The sequence below is a fragment of the Bradyrhizobium sp. YCK136 genome (assembly GCF_044570075.1).
Classification (GTDB): Bacteria; Pseudomonadota; Alphaproteobacteria; order Rhizobiales; family Xanthobacteraceae; genus Bradyrhizobium; species Bradyrhizobium diazoefficiens.
In genome coordinates this window covers 8,474,566-8,492,822 of the sequence record NZ_CP172424.1, presented here as the reverse complement: position 1 = coordinate 8,492,822, position 18,257 = coordinate 8,474,566, and the positions used below count along the sequence as shown (strand labels likewise).

The following is an 18,257-nucleotide window of genomic DNA, read 5'->3' as shown; positions in this document are numbered from 1 at the left end:
CTACAACTGGAGCTGGTGGATGAGCGCGCATAATCCGATGCCACGGTCGGCCTGGATCTTCCCGGCGCTGGCCGTGCTGTTGTTTGCGGCCGTCAGTGCGACGGGCTACGTCTTCACGCTCTCGCTGGGCGGGCTCGTCTTCGCGATCGTCCTACTGGTCATCCTGTTCGGCACGGTGTTCGCCGCCGTTCATCATGCCGAAGTGATCGCCGAACGGGTCGGCGAGCCCTATGGCACGCTGGTGCTGACGCTCTCGGTGACCATCATCGAGGTGGCCCTGATCACCACCATCATGCTGGGCGACAAGCCGGCGCCGGAACTGGCGCGCGACACCGTGTTCGCCGTGGTCATGATCGTCTGCAACGGTCTCGTCGGGCTCTGCATCTTTATCGGCGGCCTGCGCTATCGCGAGCAGGGTTTTCAGCTCTCCGGGGCCAACGTCTATCTCAGCGTCCTGTTCGCACTCGCGACCATCACGCTGATCATGCCGAATTACACCACCACCACGCCGGGCCCGGTCTATTCGGCGGTTCAGCTCGGCTTCGTCGACGTGGTGACGCTCGCGCTCTACGCGGTGTTTCTCTACACCCAGACCGTCCTGCACAAGGACTACTTCGTTCATGAACGGGCGGAGGGCGAGGGCGGGGAGGCGCACCCGTCGGCCGGGGCGCTCGCGCTCACCGTGGGGCTGCTCCTGGTCTCGCTCCTGGCAGTCGTGCTGCTGGCCAAGAAATTCTCGCTCGTGGTCGATGCCGTCGCCGCCAGGATCGGCGCGCCGCCGGCCTTTGCCGGCCTTCTGGTCGCGCTCCTGATCCTGATGCCCGAAGGTGTCTCGGCCATTGCGGCGGCCCGCAAGAACGATCTCCAGAAGAGCATCAACCTCGCCCTCGGCTCCTCGCTGGCGACCATCGGTCTCACCATCCCGGCCGTCGGCATCGCTACCTACGCCTTCGACAAGGAGCTCGAACTCGGCCTCAGCGCCCAGGGCAGCGTCCTTTTGCTCCTGACCTTCTTTTTGAGCATGCTGACCTTCGGCACGGGCAGGACCAATGTCCTGTTCGGGCTGGTCCATATGGTGGTATTTGCCGTCTACGTGTTCATGGTTTTCGTGCCCTGAAGCGCGGTCGCGCTTCTGGTTATTGTTTGAGCATGGTCTTTCCGGAAAACCGCCCCACACTTTTCCGGATCATGCCTGAAGGAGTTCCCGATGCTTGCCGCCAAGTCCGAGGTTCAGATCGACAACGAAGAGGTCCGGGTGACCGAATGGCGGCTCGCCCCGGGCAGCGCGACCGGGCATCACACCCACGGGATGGACTATGTGATTGTTCCCATCGTCGCCGGCGAAATGACCATCGTGGCCCCCGGCGGCGAGCGTTCCAAGGCGCAGCTTGCGGCCGGAAAATCCTACTTCCGCAAAGCCGGCGTCCAACACGACGTACTTAACGAAACCTCAACTGAGATCGTGTTCCTTGAGATCGAGCTGAAGCTGTAAGTCCGGCGTTACCGTTTGCCATCGATCCGTCGCAGTTGATCCCTTACAATGCCCCAAAGTTCCCGCATCAGATCGCGCGGGGAGCGGCCGAGAAATGCTGAAATACCTCGCTAAAATCTCGATGGATATTTTCCCCTCGGTGCTCGCGACGATCATCGGGGCGTACATCGTTAATCACTACATCAACGCCAAGCCGGCGGCCGATACCCCTACGGCCGTGGTGGCACCCGCCGAGGCTGGCAAGAACGGGAAGCCCGCCGACGTCGCCAACCTGCCGGCGCCCGGCGTCAAGGCCAAGGGTGTCTCCGAAAAGAGCGTTTCCGAGAAGACTGCGACGGACAAGGCTGCGGCCGAGAAGCCCGCCGACAAGCCTGAGACCAAGGCTGCGGACGTCGCTCCCGCCGACACCACCTCGCATGGCCGCCCCCCGGCGCGCGAGAAAGCGGCCGCGAAGTCGATCCCGGCAGCTACCGCCCCGGTGGTGGAGGCCAATTCTGCGCCGGCGGCGGCGTCCCCGGCTGCGGCCCCCGACGCCAACGATCTGGCGCGTGCCGCCATCGAGCGTCTTCGCAAGTCGCCTGAGGGCAAGGCTGCCGAAGCCAAAGCCGCCGAGACCAAGCCGGTCGAGCGGACCCCCGAGCCCGCGGTGCGCGAGGCCACCCGCGTCCCCGAGGCCCCGCGTGTCGTCACGACGGAGCCGTCCGCGGTCCGTCCGCTGCCGCCGCCGATCACGGTGTCCACGCCCTCGCCCGAGCCGTATGGCAATGGCGGTTCGTCGCCGTCCTACACGGCCTCGGTCGGCAATGACGACCCGAATCGGATCACGCCGCCGGCTGACATTCCCGTGCCGGTGATCGCGCCTCCGCTCGATCTGCGTGCCGATGCCGATGCCGGTGTGTCCGTGCCGCGGCCGAAGAAGACCAATGTCGCCGACGAGATGCTGTCCGGCGTCAAGTCGATGTTCCACGCCGTTCTGCCGAAGAGCGCCACCCCCGACTAAGACGGCCCTTGCGCCGCGCTGTCAGCCGCCGACGCGGGCGAGGCCGCTGCGGGCGGCATCGTCGCGCGGACGAAGTGCGACCGCCTTGGTGTAGGACGCTGCCGCCTTGGCCTTGTCACCCAGCCGCTCATAGGCCTGCCCGCGCGCGGTCCAGACCTGGGCATTGTGCGGATCGGCCTCGGAAGCCTCGTCGAGATCGGCCGTAGCCTCCTTGATCTTGCCGAGGGCGAGATGGCTGATGGCGCGGCCGAGCAGGGGCTCGGCCTTTTGCGGGTTGAGCCCGCTCGCGGCGGTGAAATCGGCGACGGCGAAATCGTGCTGGTTGTTGCCCTGGTAGATCAGCGCGCGACCATACAGCGCCTGCGCGTTGTAGGGATCGAGCCCGACCGCGCGATTGAATTCGTCGAGCGCTGCTGCCGTCTCGCCTGACTTGGCCAGGGCTTGGGCCTTTGCGGTGTGGGTCTGGGCCTCAGTGACGTTGCCAGGGCTGACCGCGCTCTCCGTGGCGGCCGCCGCCTTGGGGGCCTCCTGCGGCTTTTCCTTCTCCGGCATCAGCGATCCCAGATCGAAGGAGCAGCCGCACAGTGCGATCCCCATCAAGGCCAGTGCGAACGGTTGCTGCCAGATCTGGCGCAGTCGCGCCAAGCCACGCTCGGGGAAAGGGGAGGCCATCTACGGTTCGCTCGCGCTAGAGCATGATCCGGACCCGAAGGGCCGCGTCAGCGCAAAGTGTGCCGCGGCTTTCCGAAAAGATCATGCTCAAACAACAATCTAAAGCGCGACGACCAACCTCGTCGCGCTTTAGCGCCGCATCGGTAGTGCCCCGTCCCAGAAAGGCACCGCTCACAAACAATAACGCGGGCCAGCGGCCCGCGTTATCGAAAACTGAGGTCTTACAAATTCGGCAAATCAGCGCGGTCCGCGCGGACCAGCACCCGGGCCGCCACGGCCGCCGCGCTCACCACCGGCGCCAGCGCCGAATACCGGCTTCGGCTTCATCGGCAGCAGGCCTTCACGCTGAAGCTTCTTGCGGGCCAGCTTGCGCGCGCGGCGCACGGCTTCGGCCTTTTCGCGGGCCTTCTTCTCGGAGGGCTTTTCGTAGTGACCGCGGAGCTTCATCTCGCGGAAAATACCCTCGCGCTGCATCTTCTTCTTCAGCGCCTTGAGGGCTTGATCGACATTGTTATCGCGAACGAGAACCTGCACGCGGCATCCTCTTCAGTGGATCGGATTTGAATTCTGATAAGTCAAAGGGGATGGCAAAACGCACAAGCCCTTAGCCTTGAGCGCGCGGATGTATCAGACAAAACCCTGGATGTCCACCTGCCAAGCGGGTTTTCGGGCCAAGTTCAGCCATTAAATGGGGCGAAAATACCTCTGTGCGGCCCCGATTTGGGAGATTTGGTGCCTTTGGCGGGGCGGCGACCGGAGCTTTGTTCCGGAAACTTTGAAATGAGGGGACGACACATGGATATGAAGAAATATGCTGCCGAGGCCATCGGCACCTTTTGGCTCACATTCGCAGGTTGTGGCAGCGCGGTGATCGCGGCCGGTTTCCCGCAGGTCGGAATCGGCCTGGTCGGCGTGTCCCTGGCTTTCGGCTTAAGCGTCGTCACCATGGCCTACGCGATCGGTCACATCTCGGGCTGTCATCTCAATCCGGCCGTCACGGTCGGCCTTGCCGCCGGCGGGCGCTTTCCGGCCGGACAGATCCTGCCTTACGTGATTGCGCAGGTCTGCGGTGCGATCGTTGCCGCCGAACTGCTCTACATCATCGCCAGCGGCGCCCCAGGCTTCGACGTCACCAAGGGCTTCGCGTCGAACGGGTACGACGCGCATTCGCCCGGCCAGTACAGCATGATGGCCTGCTTCCTCACCGAGGTGGTGATGACCATGATGTTCCTGTTCATCATCATGGGTGCCACCCATGGCCGCGCGCCCGCGGGCTTCGCGCCGCTCGCGATCGGGCTTGCGCTGGTGATGATCCATCTCGTCAGCATTCCCGTCACCAACACGTCGGTGAACCCGGCGCGCAGCACGAGCCCCGCGCTGTTCGTCGGCGGCTGGGCGATGGCGCAGCTCTGGCTGTTCTGGGTCGCGCCACTGATCGGCGGCGCGCTTGGCGGGGTGATCTATCGCTGGCTCAGCGAGGAGCCCACCGGCGTCGTCGCAGGCGCGAAGGCGGCCTAGAGCGTTTTCGAGCGAAGTGGATACCGGTTCGCGTCAAGACAACGCGTCAAAACAAAATCCAATCGGCAAGGGATCGCGGCGGTTGCCGCGGTCCCGTCACTTGTCCCGGGGCGGCCGGACCTCGGTGACATGGCCCATCTTGCGGCCGGGGCGCGGTGCGCCCTTGCCATAGATGTGGATGGTCGCGCCCGGAACGCTCAGCCACTTCTCGTAATCGCTGATCTCGTCGCCGATCAGATTGGTCATGGTGACGATCTCGCCGTGGCGCACCGGCTTGCCGAGCGGCCAGCCGGCAATGGCGCGGATGTGCTGCTCGAATTGCGAGACGGAGGCGCCGTCGAGTGTCCAGTGTCCGGAATTGTGCACGCGCGGGGCGATCTCGTTGACCAACACCTTTGGTCCGGTGCCATTGGCGAGCACGAACATCTCCACCGCCAGCACGCCGACATAGTCGAGCGCGCTTGCGATCTTGCTTGCGATGCTGCGCGCCTCTTCGGCGAGCGCGTCCGGGATCGGCGCGGGCGCGCGCGATATCTTCAGGATGTGGTCGCGGTGCTCGTTCTCGGTGACGTCGAAACATTCCACCTGGCCCGCGACCGAGCGCGCGGCGATCACGGAGATCTCGCGCTCGTACGGCACGAAGGCCTCCAGGATCGCCGATTTGGTGGCGAGGCTGGTCCAGACCTTGGCGATGTCGTCGCCCGCGCGGATGATGGCCTGGCCCTTGCCGTCATAGCCGAAGCGGCGGGTCTTCAGCACGGCCGGAAGACCGATCCTTAAAATCGCCTCGCGCAACGAGGGGACGGAGGTGACGTCGGCATAGGCTGCGGTGCCGATGCCGAGCCGCGTCACGAAATCCTTCTCGGCGAGCCGGTCCTGGGTGGTCTCCAGGATCTTGCGGTTGGGCAACACCGGGCGGCGCGCGTCCAGCACCATCGCGGCGGCCGCCGGGACGTTCTCGAATTCGTAGGTGATGACGTCGACGTCGTTGGCGAACAGCTCGAGCGCCTCGACGTCGGCATATTCGGCGCAGGTCGCGTTCAGCACGACGTCGAAGGCCGGCGAGTCCGGATCGGGCGAGAACACCTGGCAGCGCAGTCCGAGCCGCGCCGCGGCCATGGCCAGCATCCGCCCCAATTGTCCGCCGCCGAGGATTCCGATGGTGTCGCCGGGCTTCAGCTTCACCTGCTTTGCGTCAGTCACGCCTTGTCCTCCGGGCGCTCGGCGACCGCCTCGGTCTGTGCCTTGCGCCAGGCGGCGAGGCGGTCGGACAAGGCTGGGTCGGACAGCGCCAGCACGGCGGCAGCAAGCAGCGCCGCGTTGATCGCGCCGGCCTTGCCGATGGCAAGGGTGCCGACCGGGATGCCCGCGGGCATCTGCACGATCGAATAGAGCGAATCGACGCCCTTGAGCGTCTTCGATTCGACGGGAACACCGAAGACCGGGAGCTCCGTCAGCGCCGCCGCCATGCCCGGTAAATGTGCAGCGCCGCCCGCACCGGCGATGATGATCTTGTAACCCGCCGCCTTCGCGCCCTTGGCGAAAGCGACCAGCCGGTCGGGTGTGCGGTGTGCCGAAACGATGCGGGTCTCGGCGGCAACGCCGAGCGCCTCCAGCGTGTCGGCGGCATGCCGCATCGTGTCCCAGTCCGACTGGCTTCCCATGATGATGGCGATCGGCGCGGTCATGACGTTAATTGTGCTCGGGAAAACAGAAACATAGGCCAGATTAACGGTTCCGACCGGCGGCTCGCAAGGCGGTGGCAAGGAGAAGGGAATGCACTATCCTGTCTTGGTGAATCCCCGCAAGCCTTCATTGAGCAGGATGCCCATGAAGAAACCAAAAAGGGCGAGCGCTGCGAAGGCCAAAAAGGGCCGGAAAATCAGCGCCAGCCGGTCCAAACCTGCCACCAAGCGTCCGGCCAAGCCGCCGCAGCGCGGAGCGTCGCTTGATGGCACCAAGGACAGTGCAAAGATCATCCGCGGGCTGCGGAGCAAGCTCAAGGCGGCGGAGCGGCGGGTCGCGGAACTGGAAGCTGCCGCCGACACCGATTTCCTGCTCGAGATTCCGAACCGGCGCGGCTTCGAGCGCGAGCTCACACGCGCCATCGCCTACATGAAGCGCTATCGCGCCACCGGCGCGCTGATCGTGCTCGATGTCGATCGGCTGAAGCCTATCAACGATTCCTTCGGCCACGCCGCCGGCGACGAGGTGCTCAAGGCGATCGTCGGCGCGCTGACGCGGCAGGTCCGCGCCTCCGACGTAGTCGGCCGGCTCGGCGGCGACGAGTTCGCGCTGCTGCTGTGGAATCTCAACGAGACCGATGCCAAGGCGAAGGCCGCGGCCTTCGAGCAGGCGATCGACGAATTATCCTTCGTCTTCCGCAGCCAGAATGTGACCGCGGGCGCCTCCGCCGGCGTCGCGTTGCTGGGGGCGCATTCCGACGCAGGCCGCGCCTTGGAGGAGGCGGATGCCGCAATGTATGTGCGCAAGGCGCGCCGGCGGCACGAGCCGCGGATCAGGCTGGTCAGCAACTGAGCATGATCCGGACCCGAAGGGCCGCGCTAGCGCAAAGTGTGCAGCGATTTTCCTCGCGACAAATGCGAAACGCGTTTGCGCGGAGATCATGCTCAAACAATAAATGCCCTACAACGTGGCCAGATCTTCCGGCACGTTGCCGAATTTGCGCAGCAGCGTCGCGTCGCCGAATTCGCCGGTCATGGGATCGCCGCTGCGGCAAAATGCGACCGCGCCGATGTGGCCGGCGCCGCGCGCCAGAATTTCGGCGCGCCGCAGCGCGGCCGTCGAGGACTGACATTCCTCCGCGGCGCCGGCGACCGGCGATCCGTCGTCATCGATCAGGAAGGGCATTGCAACGTAGTAGGTGACGTCCGACATGGCGTTGCTCCGATCATCAACATCAGGCGGCGCTGCTCCGCGCCTTGCTGCGAGAGGTCTCCGGAATGCAGCCGGCTGAAATCGCCGCCTGCAATTCCTCGAGCTCCGCCTCCAGATATTCGTTGGCCATGATCAGCGCCTTGATGGTGCTGCGCAGATTGCCGTCGCACAACGCGATCGCCCGATCGCAGGCCTGTTCATAATGGCTGTTGTCCAAAAGGGCGGTTGCCGACATCTGCGTTGTCCTTGCTAGGTTCCTTGGGCGTTTCTCTGGGGCGTTTCCTGGGGGCGTTTGGTGCCTGAATGTTCCTATTTTGTTCTTTTGGAGTCAAGAGGATTCACCCGGCTCGCCCCGCCGCGAAAAGCCCGCTGGGGATCAGGCGATGATGTCGGGCGTGATCTGGTCTTCGATGAAGGCGATGCGGTCGCGCAACAACAGCTTGCGCTTCTTCAGCCGCTGTAACCGCAATAGGTCGGGGGCAGGCGATTGATGCAGTGCATCGATCGCCGCGTCGAGATCTCGGTGTTCCTGCTGCAACCGGGCGAGCTCGGCTTCGAGTTCGCTCTCGTCTTCATGGGTCATGTCTGCGGTGGCCGAAAAACCGATAGTCGTGAGATTAAGGCTGTGGATGCCCTGTGGAAATTATCGTCCTTGCGCGCCGTGACCGCAAGCGATCTCGGGCCGTCGCTCACCGATCTCTCGCAAGATATTTCGACGGTTCGCTGCGGCGCTGCGCAAGCGCATTGATATCATGGATTTTTCCCAGCGCGGTTCCTTACTCACGCTTCGCTACATATGAATTTTCAAAAATGACACGACGACGACGGATATCCATCGACAGAACGAATCGGTGATGTACACTTCGTCGTCCGGATTGAATCCAAGGTCACCCCTACCGAGGAGGTTTCGAATGACAATTCAGGCACATCTGGTTGAATTGGAACGGAAGCATAAAACTCTCGAAAACGAATTGCACGAAGCTCTCGTGCACCTTTCAACAGACGACCTGCAAATTGTTGAGTTGAAGCGCCGGAAGTTGATGGTCAAGGACCAGATCGAGCGTCTGAAGCACACTGGCGACACGCTTCACTAGTAAACCCCGTATTCAGCGTAGAGTTTGATCGTACCCCTTCAGGCAGGGGTGAGTGCTGTTGCGCTCATCCCTGTTGGAAGATGCGAAGCCGCGCAAGGACATTTGCGCGGCGTCCAGAGCTATTTCCGTTCCGACGGAATCGGAACGGAAATAGCTCCGGCTTCTTGTTTGGACGCGTTTTCTTCTTTGCGCGAAGTGGTATCCGCTTCGCTTGAAGACGCTTTAGATATTTGCGAGCTCGGCGACGTGATCGGCGATCGCGAGCGAGGACGTCAGTCCCGGCGATTCGATGCCGAACAGGTTGATCAGGCCTGCCACGCCGTGATCGCGCGGACCCTGCATCAGGAAATCCTGCGTGGCGACCGCCGGCGGCACGATCTTCGGGCGGATGCCCGAATAGCTCGGCATCAACGCGCCGTCAGGCAGCGTCGGCCAGTATCTCCGGATCGCCGGATAGAAGCGCTCGGCGCGTGACGGATCGACCTCGTAGTTGATCGTCTCGATCCACTCGACGTCAGGGCCGAAACGCGCCTGCCCCGCCATGTCCAGCGTCAGATGCACGCCGAGGCCGCCGGGCTCGGGCACCGGATAGATCAAGTGCGAGAACGGCGCCTTGGCGTTGCAGCTGAAGTAATTTCCCTTGGCCAGATAGGCCAGCGGAATCCGGTCCAGCGGCATGCCGTCGATATTGCGCGCCACCGTTGTCGCCGCGAGGCCCGCAGCGTTGACGAGGAGGCTGCATTGCAGCGCCATCGGTGCCTCGCCGCCGGCCTCGACCTCGATCATGCCGGCGGCCGCCTTGGCACGGATCAGCGGGGTGTGAAACGCGAAGGCCGCGCCGGCTTCCTCGGCCTCGCCGCGCAGCGAGAGCATGTAGGCGTGGCTGTCGATGATGCCGGTCGAGGGCGAGAGCAGCGCGGCGTCGCAGGCGAGCGCCGGCTCCAGCGCGCGTGCGGCCTCGCCCGTGAGCAACTGCATGTCGAGCACGCCATTGGCCTCGGCGTGCGCCTTGATCGATTGCAGCTTCTCGGTTTCCTTCGCATTGGTCGCGACGATCAGCTTGCCGCAATTCTTGTGCGGGATGCCGCGCTCGCCGCAGTAGCGGTAGAGCGCGTGCTTGCCGCTGACGCACATGCGCGCCATCCAGCTTCCGGCGCGGTAGTAGATGCCGGCATGGATCACCTCGCTGTTGCGCGAGGAGGTGATGGTGCCGATGGCCTCGGCTTCCTCGAGCACGATGACCTCGCGCCCGGCCTGGGCCAGCCTTCGAGCCACCGCGAGCCCGACCACGCCGGCTCCGATGACGATGCAGTCGACCCTATCCATGGTTGTGCAGGAGGTCCGCTGGAAGCGCCGGTGGCATCAAGCCCGGGAACGAGGGCGCGGGGTCATTTTCCGTTAAGGAAGCATTTATCATGTCAGGGCAATTGCCGTATTTAACGTGACATTTTTCTGTTGCGCGTACAGGCGTTTACCCGATCCAAACCCGTGAGGCCAGACAATCCGACGTTGAAATCGCGGGTGGCTGATGGCTGAGAAGAACTGGCACGCGGACAGCACGATTCTGATTGCTGTGCAGGCCGTTGTGTGCCTGATCGGCACGGTCGCGCCTGCGCGTGCCTTTGCGCTGTCGGACAGCTTCGCCCCGCCGAGCTCGCTCGACAACCTCGATCCCAACCTGATCTGGGAAGCCCTGATCGGGGGCATCGTCGTCTGTGCGTTCCTGGTGGCAATCGCGTTGTGGATCCACTCCGCGCTGCGCCGGACCAGGCGGTTGCAGCTGCGGCGCAACGCCTTCGTCTCCTCCGCCATGAACAATCTCAACCAGGGCGTGGTGATGACCGATGCGCAGCGGCGCGTCATCTTCTGCAATGACCGCTATCTCGAGATCTATGGCCTGTCACGGTCGGATCTGTGGGCCGACATGAACGGCCACGACATCCTCGAGCTGCGGCGCAAGCGCGGGGTCCTTGGTGGCGTCTCCGATAAGGAATTCTACGAGAAGGCGGCAAGCGGCAACGGTCTGATCACCGAACTGCCTGACGGCCGGGCCATCCTGGTAAAATACTTCGTGCTGCCGAACGGCGGCTCGGTGGCGACGCATCTCGACGTCAGCGAGGAGCGCAGGCTGTCGCGGCAGCTCGCCTCGACCAAGCAGTTCCTGGAAACGGTGCTCGACAACGTGCCGGCCTGCGTTGCCGCGAAGAACATCGAGGACGGCTGCTACATCTTCGCCAACACCGCCTATGAGCGGTTCTGGGGGTTTACGCGGGACCAGGTCGTCGGCAAGAACGCGCGCGAGCTGTTTGCCCCCGTCTCAGCGGCCAGCATCGAGGCGACCGACCGGGCGGCGCTCAATTCGCCGGACGGCCAGTTCCGTAATGAGTTCGAGGTCGACCGCGGCGGTGAACGGCGCATGGTTGCCTCGATCCGGATCGTGGTCCGCAACGAGAACAACAAGCCCGAATTCCTGATGCTCGTGTTCGAGGACATCACCGACCGCCGCTCACTGTCGCAGGAGCTGGAGAGCACCAAGAAATTCCTCGAGCTCGTCGTCGACAACATCCCGGTGGCGCTGATCGTCGAGCAGGTCAAGGACGGCCGCTATCTGCTCGCCAACCGCAGCGCCGAGACGATCCTCAACCGCAGGCGCGAGGAAGCCACGGGCCTGACCGCGTCCGACATCTTCAATCCCAAGGAAGCCAAGCTGATCATCGCGCGCGACGAGGCTGCGATCAAGAAGCGCGGGATGATCACCGAGGAGCACCCGATCTCCACCAAGGACGGCCTGCGGCTGTTCCTGACCCGGCGCGCCACCGTGCTCAGCGATGCCGGCGAGCCGCAATACCTGATCAAGACCCACGAAGACGTCACCGACCGCCGGCAGACCGAGTCGCGCATGGCGCACATGGCCTATCACGACGGCCTCACCGATCTGCCGAACCGTGCCGCCTTCCTGCAGGCGCTGACCCAGATGATCGAGGCCTGCGAAGGCACCGGCGAGGAGTTCGCCGTCCTCTGCGTTGATCTCGACGGCCTCAAGGAGGTCAACGACGTCTTCGGCCATGCGCTCGGCGACAAGCTCCTGATCGAGGTGGCCCAGCGGCTCCAGGACTCCGCGCGCGGCGGCGTGGTGGCGCGCCTGTCCGGCGACGAGTTCGGCCTGATCATCGACGGCAAGCAGCCGGAGGCGGGTCTTGCGCTGGCGCAGCAGCTCGGCGAAGCCGTCGCGCGGGAATTCCAGATCGACGGCCGGCCAGTCCGTGCCGGCGCCACCACCGGCATGTCGATTTTCCCGCACAATGGCGCCGACGGCGCCTCGTTGCTCGCCAATGCCGGTGCGGCGCTGTTCCGCGCCAAGCAGAAATCGCGCGGCACGATCAGCCTCTACCAACCGGAGATGGACCAGCAGATCCGCGATCGCCGCGTGCTGCATCAGGACCTGTCGATGGCGATCAAGAACGGCGAGCTCTCGCTCGCCTTCCAGCCGCAGGGGGCCGCCGGCCATAGCGTCGCCGAGAGCGAGATCATCGGCTTCGAGGCGCTGGCGCGCTGGCAGCATCCGGTGCGTGGCCAGGTCTCGCCGGCCGAATTCATCCCGATCGCCGAGGAGAGCGGCCTGATCGTCGAGATGGGCGAGTGGATCCTGCGCGAGGCCTGCCGCGAGGCGGCGTCCTGGCCGAAGCCGCTCCAGGTCGCGGTCAATCTGTCGCCGGCGCAGTTCATGCACGGCGACGTGGTCGGGCTGGTCCATTCGATCCTGATCGAAACTGGCCTGGCGCCCGGCCGGCTCGAACTCGAGATCACCGAGGGCGTGCTGATCGAGGATTTCGACCGGGGCCTGGCGCTGCTGCGCCGGCTGAAGGCGCTCGGCGTGCGCATCTCCATGGACGATTTCGGCAGCGGCTATTCCTCGCTGAGCTATCTCCAGGCGTTTCCGTTTGACAAGATCAAGATCGACCGCGCCTTCATCATCAATCTCGGCCGCAACCCGCAATCGGCGGCGATCGTGCGCGCCGTCATCGATCTCGGCCACGGCCTCGAAATGTCCATCATCGCCGAGGGCGTCGAGACGCTCGACCAGCTCGCCTTCCTCGCCAAGGAGGGCTGCGACGGCGTGCAGGGCTACCTGCTCGGCAAGCCACTGCCGATCGGGAAGTATGCCGGCCTCGTCGGCCGCGCCGAAGCCATGGAGCTTGCGCTCAAGACCGGCTAGTGATGGGAGCGCTTCGTTTCGCTCGCTCTCGACGGCTTCATGGCGGATTACGACTTTGCGATCATCGGCGGCGGCCTGAACGGTGTCAGCCTCGCGCGCGATGCGGCCGGCCGCGGCCTGCGGGTCATTCTGTTCGAACAGGGCGATCTCGGCGGCGCCGCCTCGTCGGCGACGCCGCGGCTGATTCATGGCGATCTGTCGGTGCTGGAGCGCCGCGGGTTCTGGCGGGTGCGCCGGGCGCTCGCCGAGCGCCGGATCTGGCTCCGGATCGCGCCGCATCTGGTCCGGCCGATGCGCTTCGTGATTCCCGCCCATTCCGAGGAGCGTCCGCCATGGCTGCTGCGGGCCGGCCTGTATGTTTATGACGGCCTCACGAACCGGGGTGGCCTGCCGCCATCAGCGACCCTCGACATTACGCATCGTCCGGTCGGCAACGCGCTGAAGCGTCCGTTCGGCACGGCGTTCGAATATTCGGACTGTGTCGTTGACGATTCCCGCCTGGTGGTGCTCACGGCGCTGGATGCCGCCGAACGCGGCGCCGCGATCCATACCGGGGCACGCTGCGTGCGCGCTGACAGAACCGACACATGGCGCCTCGCGGTGGTCGATCGCGGCCACCGCCGCACGATCACGGCGCGGGCGCTGGCCAACGCCACCGGTGGCTGGACGTCGATGGTGGCGGACACCGTGCTGCGGGAGCCGCAGCCCGCCATGGCCGCGATGCAGATGAGCCAGATCATCGTGCCGCGGCTGTTCGATTCCGAGAACGTCTACGTCTTCCAGAACAATGATGGACGGCTGATCTTCGCCCGGCCCCTAGAGCGCGACTTCACGCTGATCGGCACGGTTACGCACGCTTTCACCGGCGATCCCGCGATCGTCGCGATGCCGGGCGCCGACGTCAGCTATCTCTGCGAAGCGGCCAGCCGCTATTTCCGCGAGCGCGTCGCCCCGACCGACGTGGTCCGGACGGTCTCGGGCGTCAACCTGACGCTGGCGTCCGCGCGAGGACGCGACGGCACGGCGCTGTTCCATGCGCGCCGGCGCAAGGCGCCGCTGATCACGATGTTTGGCGGCGATGTCACTACTTCGCGCCTGCGTGCGGAGCGGGCGGTGACGCGGCTGACGCCGTTCTATCCGATGTCGCCGCCCTGGACCGCCGGGGCGGTACTCCCCGGCGGCGATTTCGCCTGGCACCGTTTCGACACCGAAGTCGACCTCGCACGCGATCGCTGGCGCTTTCTCTCGGAGCCGGAGGCCCAACGCCTGGTCGCGGCCTACGGCTCGCGACTGCCGGCCGTGCTTGGCGAGGCCAGGACGCGCGATGAGCTTGGCCCAACCTTTGGCCCTGAGCTGACCGGCGCCGAGGTGCGTTATCTGATGAGCCACGAATGGGCGCGTTTTCCAGAGGACGTCTTGTGGCGTCGCTCCAAGCTCGGTCTGACCATGCCCAAGGCCGATCGTGATGGGCTTGCCGCGTTCATGGCGGATGTGAACGATCGCCCCGAACCGGTTGAGCAAAGGCCGATCGGCCGCTAGTACCCGGAATCAGAGCTGAGTGATACGGCGGCCTTTGAAACGGCGTTGACGGACCTTTTTCTTGGTCCAGACGAAGGGCTCGGCTCTGTCGTCCCCGCGGGTCACTTCAAATTCCTCCGGGTGTGGTCAGTCAAATTCCTCCACCCGCGAGGCAGGACAAGGGACTGTTAGTTTGAGTTTGTTTCCCGGGCAAGAGCTTCAGCGGCTTCTTTGAGCCGATAGCTGCGTCCGTCGAACTCAAGCAGATGGCAATGATGCATAAGGCGATCGAGGATCGTCGTGCTCATAGTGTTGTCCCCAAGGTATGCCCCCCAATCCTGCACGACGCGATTGGAGGTGACGATGACGCTGCGGCGCAGTTTGTAACGCTGATGGATCAGGGTCTGCAGCAAAGTGCCGGCGTCGTCGGGGATGGCGCGTGCGAGGAATAGATCGTCCAGCACGAGGAGATCGCAGTCGATGATGGTTCGCAGCCGGACCTCGCGTTGTGCCGGAGAGTTCAGGGCGTAGCGGTGAAAGAAGTCGTCGGTCTCAAGATACTGGACCTTGTGGCTTTGCAGGATCGCCTGATAGGCAATCGCCTTGGCGATGTGCGACTTCCCGGTGCCAGGTTTGCCAACAAGCAGAGCGTTCTCGCCAGCGGCAATGAACGCCAGGGTGTGGAGCTGGAAGCAGGTCTGACGTGGCAGTTTGGGATTGAAGGACCAGTCGAACTCGGCGAGCGTCAGCTTTTCGTCGAGCCCGGATTGCTGGTATCGCCGCTCGATAAGACGGGACTGACGACGGTCCAGTTCATCCTGCAGGATAAGGGAGAAGGTCTCGAGGAAGGGCTGGTTGGCGCCCTGCGCCTGGAGCACGCGCGTCTGCAGCGTGTCGCGGACACCCGACAGGCGCAGCTGTCGTAGGCAACGCTCAATTTCCGGCATGGTCATCATGTGGCTAGGTCTCCAGTTTAAGGTGAGAAGGTGCAGCGGGAGCGCTCGTGGCGCCGGAGTTGGCCGGGGTTGCGCAGGCGACACGAGCGCGGATTGCCGTGGCGTGATCGTCGTGAGCCTCGGCCTGCCGACCATTGTCGTCGGCGTCGCGCCGCACAGCGCGGCTGAAGAGGTCGCCGTATTCCGCGGGGGTACGGATCAGCGGATGATCCTGGGTGAGCGGCGATGCCGGCTGTGGCGTCACTCCAACCTGCTCGATCGCCTGTTCGAACAACCGCTCGACGGTCGCACGCACGTGCTTGTAGCGGTAGATGCGGTTGTCGATGGCGTGCGCGCAGGCCTGCTCGACCAGCCGCGCCGGATACTTCCGGCCCAGCCCGACAATGCCCCACATCGCGCGCTGTCCGGGGCGCCCTTCGGTGTCGAACACCTGCTGGCACAAGGCCCTGGTCTGCGGTCCGATGCGCTCGGCGCTCGCCAGCAGCACGGCGGTTTGCCGCGACGGGTTGAACGGCCGTTCGCTGGTCGGCAGGACGACAGAACCGGGGTGCGCCATCCGGGAATGAACACGCAGCAGCGCACGGGTGTGGCGATCACGGATCTCGATCGTGGTGGTGTAGATGCGCACGACGACCTGGCTGCCGATCGGCGCGGGCCGCGCGGCGTAATAGCTGTTGTCGACGCGTACGGTGGTGTCGTCGCAGACAGTCCGGACGACTTCGGTGAAGATGCGGAAGGGAGCGACAGGCAGCGGCCGCAGGTGCGGCTTCTCTTCCTGGAACATCGCCTCGACCTGACGGCGCGTGCTGCCGTGGATGCGTTTGGAAGCCCAGTTCTCCTCCCAGTGCCTCAAGAACTCGTTTTGCGCCTCCAGCGTCTCGAAGCGCCGTCCGGCCAGCGCAGTGCCCTGGGTATGTTGAATCGCATTCTCGACGCATCCTTTCCGATTTGGATCGGCCACGCGCGCGGGATCGGCGACCACGGCGTAATGAGCCAGCATCGCGCTGTAAATCGGGTTGAGCTGGGGCTCGTACAAATCCGGCTTGAGGACGCCTTCCTTCAGGTTGTCGAGCACGACATAGCTGGGGACCCCGCCAAAATACCGGAACGCCTCTTCGTGGAGCTGCGCCCAGACTTGTTGGCTGGACTTCCAGACTACCCGCCGGAAGCTGCGCCGCGAGTAGCGTAGCGTCATCACGAACAGGCGGGGACGACGGTACCGCCCGCTCTTCGGATCAACCGTCGGCGCGCCCTCGCCATAGTCGACCTGAGCTTCCTCGCCGGGGAGGAACTCAAGACGATCAAACTGCTCAGGATCAGCGTGCCGCAACCGGCGCACAAACCGCTTGACACTCTGGTAGCTGGACGGAAAGCTAAATTGATCAACCAGGTCCTGGTAAATCGCCTGCGCGTTCCGCTTCAGCCGGACCTGTTCTTCGATCCACGTCCGATGCGCTTCGCAAGCCGAACGGGCCAGGCTGCTGGTGACCGTCGCTTCCGATGTCCCAAAAGCCGGTGGTCGGGGTGGAGGAATTTGGCCGTCCGCGCTCACCGAGCCGGTGGTCACTTCCCCGGGGGAATTTGCCTCCGCACCGGCCCGCAGCGCCTGATAACGCCGGATCGTCTTGCGATCGACACCCGTCAGCCGGTGAATCTCGCGCTGGCTGGTGTTGCGATCAAGTAATGTAAGTACGGTGCTTTGCAGATGTCGCTTCAAGACGTTCAACTCCCCGGCCCCTTGCTGGCTAAAGGGGTCGAACATAAACGTCCTGCCTGACCGGCTACTGCTGTTCAGCGGCGCTGACGGCGATCATCAGGTGGGGGAGTTTCAAGTGACCATACCCGGGGGATTTTGACCGACCCACGGGGCTGTCGTTGTATGCGTTGGCGTAGGCATCGATGTGTTCCTGAAGCTGCTTGAGGCTCGTGAAGGAGGTGCCGCTGAGCGACTGCCCCTGCAAGATGGAAAACCATACTTCGACCTGATTGAGCCATGACGCACTTGTCGGCGTGAAATGAAATTGCACGTTGGGGTGGGCCTTGAGCCAGTCCTCGTTCTTTTTATGGGTGTTGAGGTTGTCGAGGATGACGTGAAGCTTGCGGTTCGGAAAAGCCGCGGTGACGCTGTTCATGAAATCGAGAAACTCGACGCGGCGCCGGCGTTTTGAATGGGTCGCGATGATCTTTCCGGTGGCGACTTCGAGCGCCGCAAACAATGTTGTGGTGCCATGCCGCTTGTAATCGTGGCTTTGGCCGGTCAAGGCGCGGCCATTGGGCAACTTCAGATAACCCTGCGCTCGCTCCAAAGCCTGGATCGAGGGCTTCTCGTCCACGCACAGCACAATGGCCTTCGCCGGCGGCGCGACATAGAGGCCGACAACATCGGCGGCTTTGGCCGTAAAGTTCGGGTCGTTGCTCTCGCACCAGGACTTGCGAGCCACCAGGTCAATCTTGTGGCTGCGCAGGAACCGCCAGACATATTGGACATCGACATCGCCCAGCGCCTCGGCCAGCAGGGGGCCGGTCCAGCGCGCAAACCCTTGCGGTGGCGGCTTATCCAGCAGCTTCAGAATCCGCTTGTCGGTCGTCTTCGTATAGATCGGCTGCTTGCCAGGCCGCGGCTTGTCTTGCAGCCCTTCAAGGCCATGGTCGGCATAGCGATGCCGCCAAAGGCTGACAATCCGCGGCTGGACCCCAACTTCCTTGGCGATCGACCGGGTGCTGCGCCCATCCGCCGCCAACAGAACTATCCGCGCCCGCTTCAAATCGCGCTGCAACGTCACCGGTGAGCGACAGCACGCCTCAAGCACCTTGCGATCTTTCCTCGAAAGGTGGACTTCTCTTGCTTCGGGTATCATCCCGACCTTTCTAGCGTGCGGCGGAATCGGGGTTG

Annotated in this window: 18 protein-coding genes and 1 pseudogene; 8 read left to right on the top strand and 11 right to left on the bottom strand. The window is 64.2% G+C overall.

The annotated features are described in order from the left end of the window. The first annotated feature begins 19 nt into the window (after nt 1-19). The 3 genes from ACFLEY_RS41015 to ACFLEY_RS41005 all read left to right on the top strand — a co-directional run bounded on the left by ACFLEY_RS41015 (nt 20) and on the right by ACFLEY_RS41005 (nt 2,492). Nucleotides 20-1,117, top strand: a complete 1,098-nt coding sequence (locus ACFLEY_RS41015) for a calcium:proton antiporter (RefSeq protein WP_011089858.1) — start codon at nt 20-22, stop codon at nt 1,115-1,117. A gap of 90 nt (nt 1,118-1,207) precedes the next feature. Next, nucleotides 1,208-1,492, top strand: a complete 285-nt coding sequence (locus ACFLEY_RS41010) for a cupin domain-containing protein (RefSeq protein ID WP_028173024.1) — start codon at nt 1,208-1,210, stop codon at nt 1,490-1,492. Nucleotides 1,493-1,586: 94 nt separating this feature from the next. Next, nucleotides 1,587-2,492 (top strand): hypothetical protein, encoded by a 906-nt coding sequence (locus ACFLEY_RS41005; protein ID WP_211434108.1) that lies wholly within the window; start codon nt 1,587-1,589, stop codon nt 2,490-2,492. 21 nt (nt 2,493-2,513) lie between these two features. On the opposite strand, the gene ACFLEY_RS41000 is transcribed toward ACFLEY_RS41005, so the two are convergent. After that, nucleotides 2,514-3,164 carry a tetratricopeptide repeat protein gene (locus ACFLEY_RS41000; protein WP_211434109.1) on the bottom strand — a complete coding sequence of 217 codons (651 nt, stop codon included), beginning with the start codon at nt 3,162-3,164 and terminating at the stop codon, nt 2,514-2,516. 237 nt (nt 3,165-3,401) lie between these two features. Continuing rightward, on the bottom strand, nt 3,402-3,698 hold the full coding sequence (gene rpsU / locus ACFLEY_RS40995; protein WP_011089854.1) for a 30S ribosomal protein S21: 297 nt from the start codon (nt 3,696-3,698) through the stop codon (nt 3,402-3,404). A gap of 261 nt (nt 3,699-3,959) precedes the next feature. Here rpsU and aqpZ point away from each other — a divergent pair, with 261 nt between their 5' ends. Next, nucleotides 3,960-4,682, top strand: a complete 723-nt coding sequence (aqpZ, locus tag ACFLEY_RS40990; protein ID WP_211434110.1) for an aquaporin Z — start codon at nt 3,960-3,962, stop codon at nt 4,680-4,682. Nucleotides 4,683-4,778: 96 nt separating this feature from the next. On the opposite strand, the gene ACFLEY_RS40985 is transcribed toward aqpZ, so the two are convergent. Continuing rightward, nucleotides 4,779-5,885 (bottom strand): 5-(carboxyamino)imidazole ribonucleotide synthase, encoded by a 1,107-nt coding sequence (locus ACFLEY_RS40985; protein WP_211434111.1) that lies wholly within the window; start codon nt 5,883-5,885, stop codon nt 4,779-4,781. Beyond that, on the bottom strand, nt 5,882-6,370 hold the full coding sequence (gene purE / locus ACFLEY_RS40980) for a 5-(carboxyamino)imidazole ribonucleotide mutase (RefSeq protein ID WP_011089851.1): 489 nt from the start codon (nt 6,368-6,370) through the stop codon (nt 5,882-5,884). The genes ACFLEY_RS40985 and purE overlap by 4 nt, the downstream gene beginning before the upstream one ends. Before the next feature lie 142 nt (nt 6,371-6,512). Here purE and ACFLEY_RS40975 point away from each other — a divergent pair, with 142 nt between their 5' ends. Then, nucleotides 6,513-7,220, top strand: coding sequence for a GGDEF domain-containing protein (locus tag ACFLEY_RS40975; protein WP_171901201.1), 708 nt, complete (start codon nt 6,513-6,515; stop codon nt 7,218-7,220). Nucleotides 7,221-7,328: 108 nt separating this feature from the next. Here the strand turns inward: ACFLEY_RS40975 and ACFLEY_RS40970 are convergent, their stop codons facing one another. The 3 genes from ACFLEY_RS40970 to ACFLEY_RS40960 all read right to left on the bottom strand — a co-directional run bounded on the left by ACFLEY_RS40970 (nt 7,329) and on the right by ACFLEY_RS40960 (nt 8,163). Further along, nucleotides 7,329-7,580 carry a hypothetical protein gene (locus ACFLEY_RS40970; protein WP_011089849.1) on the bottom strand — a complete coding sequence of 84 codons (252 nt, stop codon included), beginning with the start codon at nt 7,578-7,580 and terminating at the stop codon, nt 7,329-7,331. Between the two features lie 22 nt (nt 7,581-7,602). Next, on the bottom strand, nt 7,603-7,815 hold the full coding sequence (locus ACFLEY_RS40965; protein WP_396604416.1) for a hypothetical protein: 213 nt from the start codon (nt 7,813-7,815) through the stop codon (nt 7,603-7,605). A 141-nt stretch (nt 7,816-7,956) separates the two neighbouring features. Next, nucleotides 7,957-8,163: a YdcH family protein gene (locus tag ACFLEY_RS40960; RefSeq protein WP_011089847.1), complete on the bottom strand. Its 207-nt coding sequence runs from the start codon at nt 8,161-8,163 to the stop codon at nt 7,957-7,959. Between the two features lie 328 nt (nt 8,164-8,491). Here ACFLEY_RS40960 and ACFLEY_RS40955 point away from each other — a divergent pair, with 328 nt between their 5' ends. Next, a complete protein-coding gene (locus ACFLEY_RS40955; RefSeq protein ID WP_008131172.1) occupies nt 8,492-8,674 on the top strand; it encodes a YdcH family protein in 183 nt (60 codons plus the stop codon). A 222-nt stretch (nt 8,675-8,896) separates the two neighbouring features. Here the strand turns inward: ACFLEY_RS40955 and ACFLEY_RS40950 are convergent, their stop codons facing one another. Beyond that, nucleotides 8,897-10,000: an NAD(P)/FAD-dependent oxidoreductase gene (locus ACFLEY_RS40950; RefSeq protein ID WP_060910265.1), complete on the bottom strand. Its 1,104-nt coding sequence runs from the start codon at nt 9,998-10,000 to the stop codon at nt 8,897-8,899. Between the two features lie 202 nt (nt 10,001-10,202). On the opposite strand from ACFLEY_RS40950, the gene ACFLEY_RS40945 reads away from it, so the two are divergent. Together ACFLEY_RS40945 and ACFLEY_RS40940 are read left to right on the top strand one after the other, a co-directional pair. After that, the gene (locus tag ACFLEY_RS40945; RefSeq protein ID WP_211434495.1) at nt 10,203-12,890 is read left to right on the top strand and encodes an EAL domain-containing protein; all 2,688 of its coding nucleotides are present in this window, start codon (nt 10,203-10,205) and stop codon (nt 12,888-12,890) included. Nucleotides 12,891-12,929: 39 nt separating this feature from the next. After that, nucleotides 12,930-14,429: a glycerol-3-phosphate dehydrogenase gene (locus tag ACFLEY_RS40940; protein ID WP_060910266.1), complete on the top strand. Its 1,500-nt coding sequence runs from the start codon at nt 12,930-12,932 to the stop codon at nt 14,427-14,429. Nucleotides 14,430-14,596: 167 nt separating this feature from the next. Here the strand turns inward: ACFLEY_RS40940 and istB are convergent, their stop codons facing one another. The 3 genes and pseudogenes from istB to ACFLEY_RS40925 all read right to left on the bottom strand — a co-directional run. Then, complete coding sequence (gene istB, locus ACFLEY_RS40935) at nt 14,597-15,364, bottom strand: IS21-like element IS1631 family helper ATPase IstB (protein ID WP_038952109.1); 768 nt, start codon at nt 15,362-15,364, stop codon at nt 14,597-14,599. 4 nt (nt 15,365-15,368) lie between these two features. Continuing rightward, a complete protein-coding gene (gene istA / locus ACFLEY_RS40930) occupies nt 15,369-17,126 on the bottom strand; it encodes an IS21-like element IS1631 family transposase (protein ID WP_129557431.1) in 1,758 nt (585 codons plus the stop codon). Nucleotides 17,127-17,235: 109 nt separating this feature from the next. Continuing rightward, nucleotides 17,236-18,222: pseudogene (locus ACFLEY_RS40925) on the bottom strand (IS630-like element ISRj1 family transposase); the annotation flags it as partial. Nucleotides 18,223-18,257 lie beyond the last annotated feature (35 nt).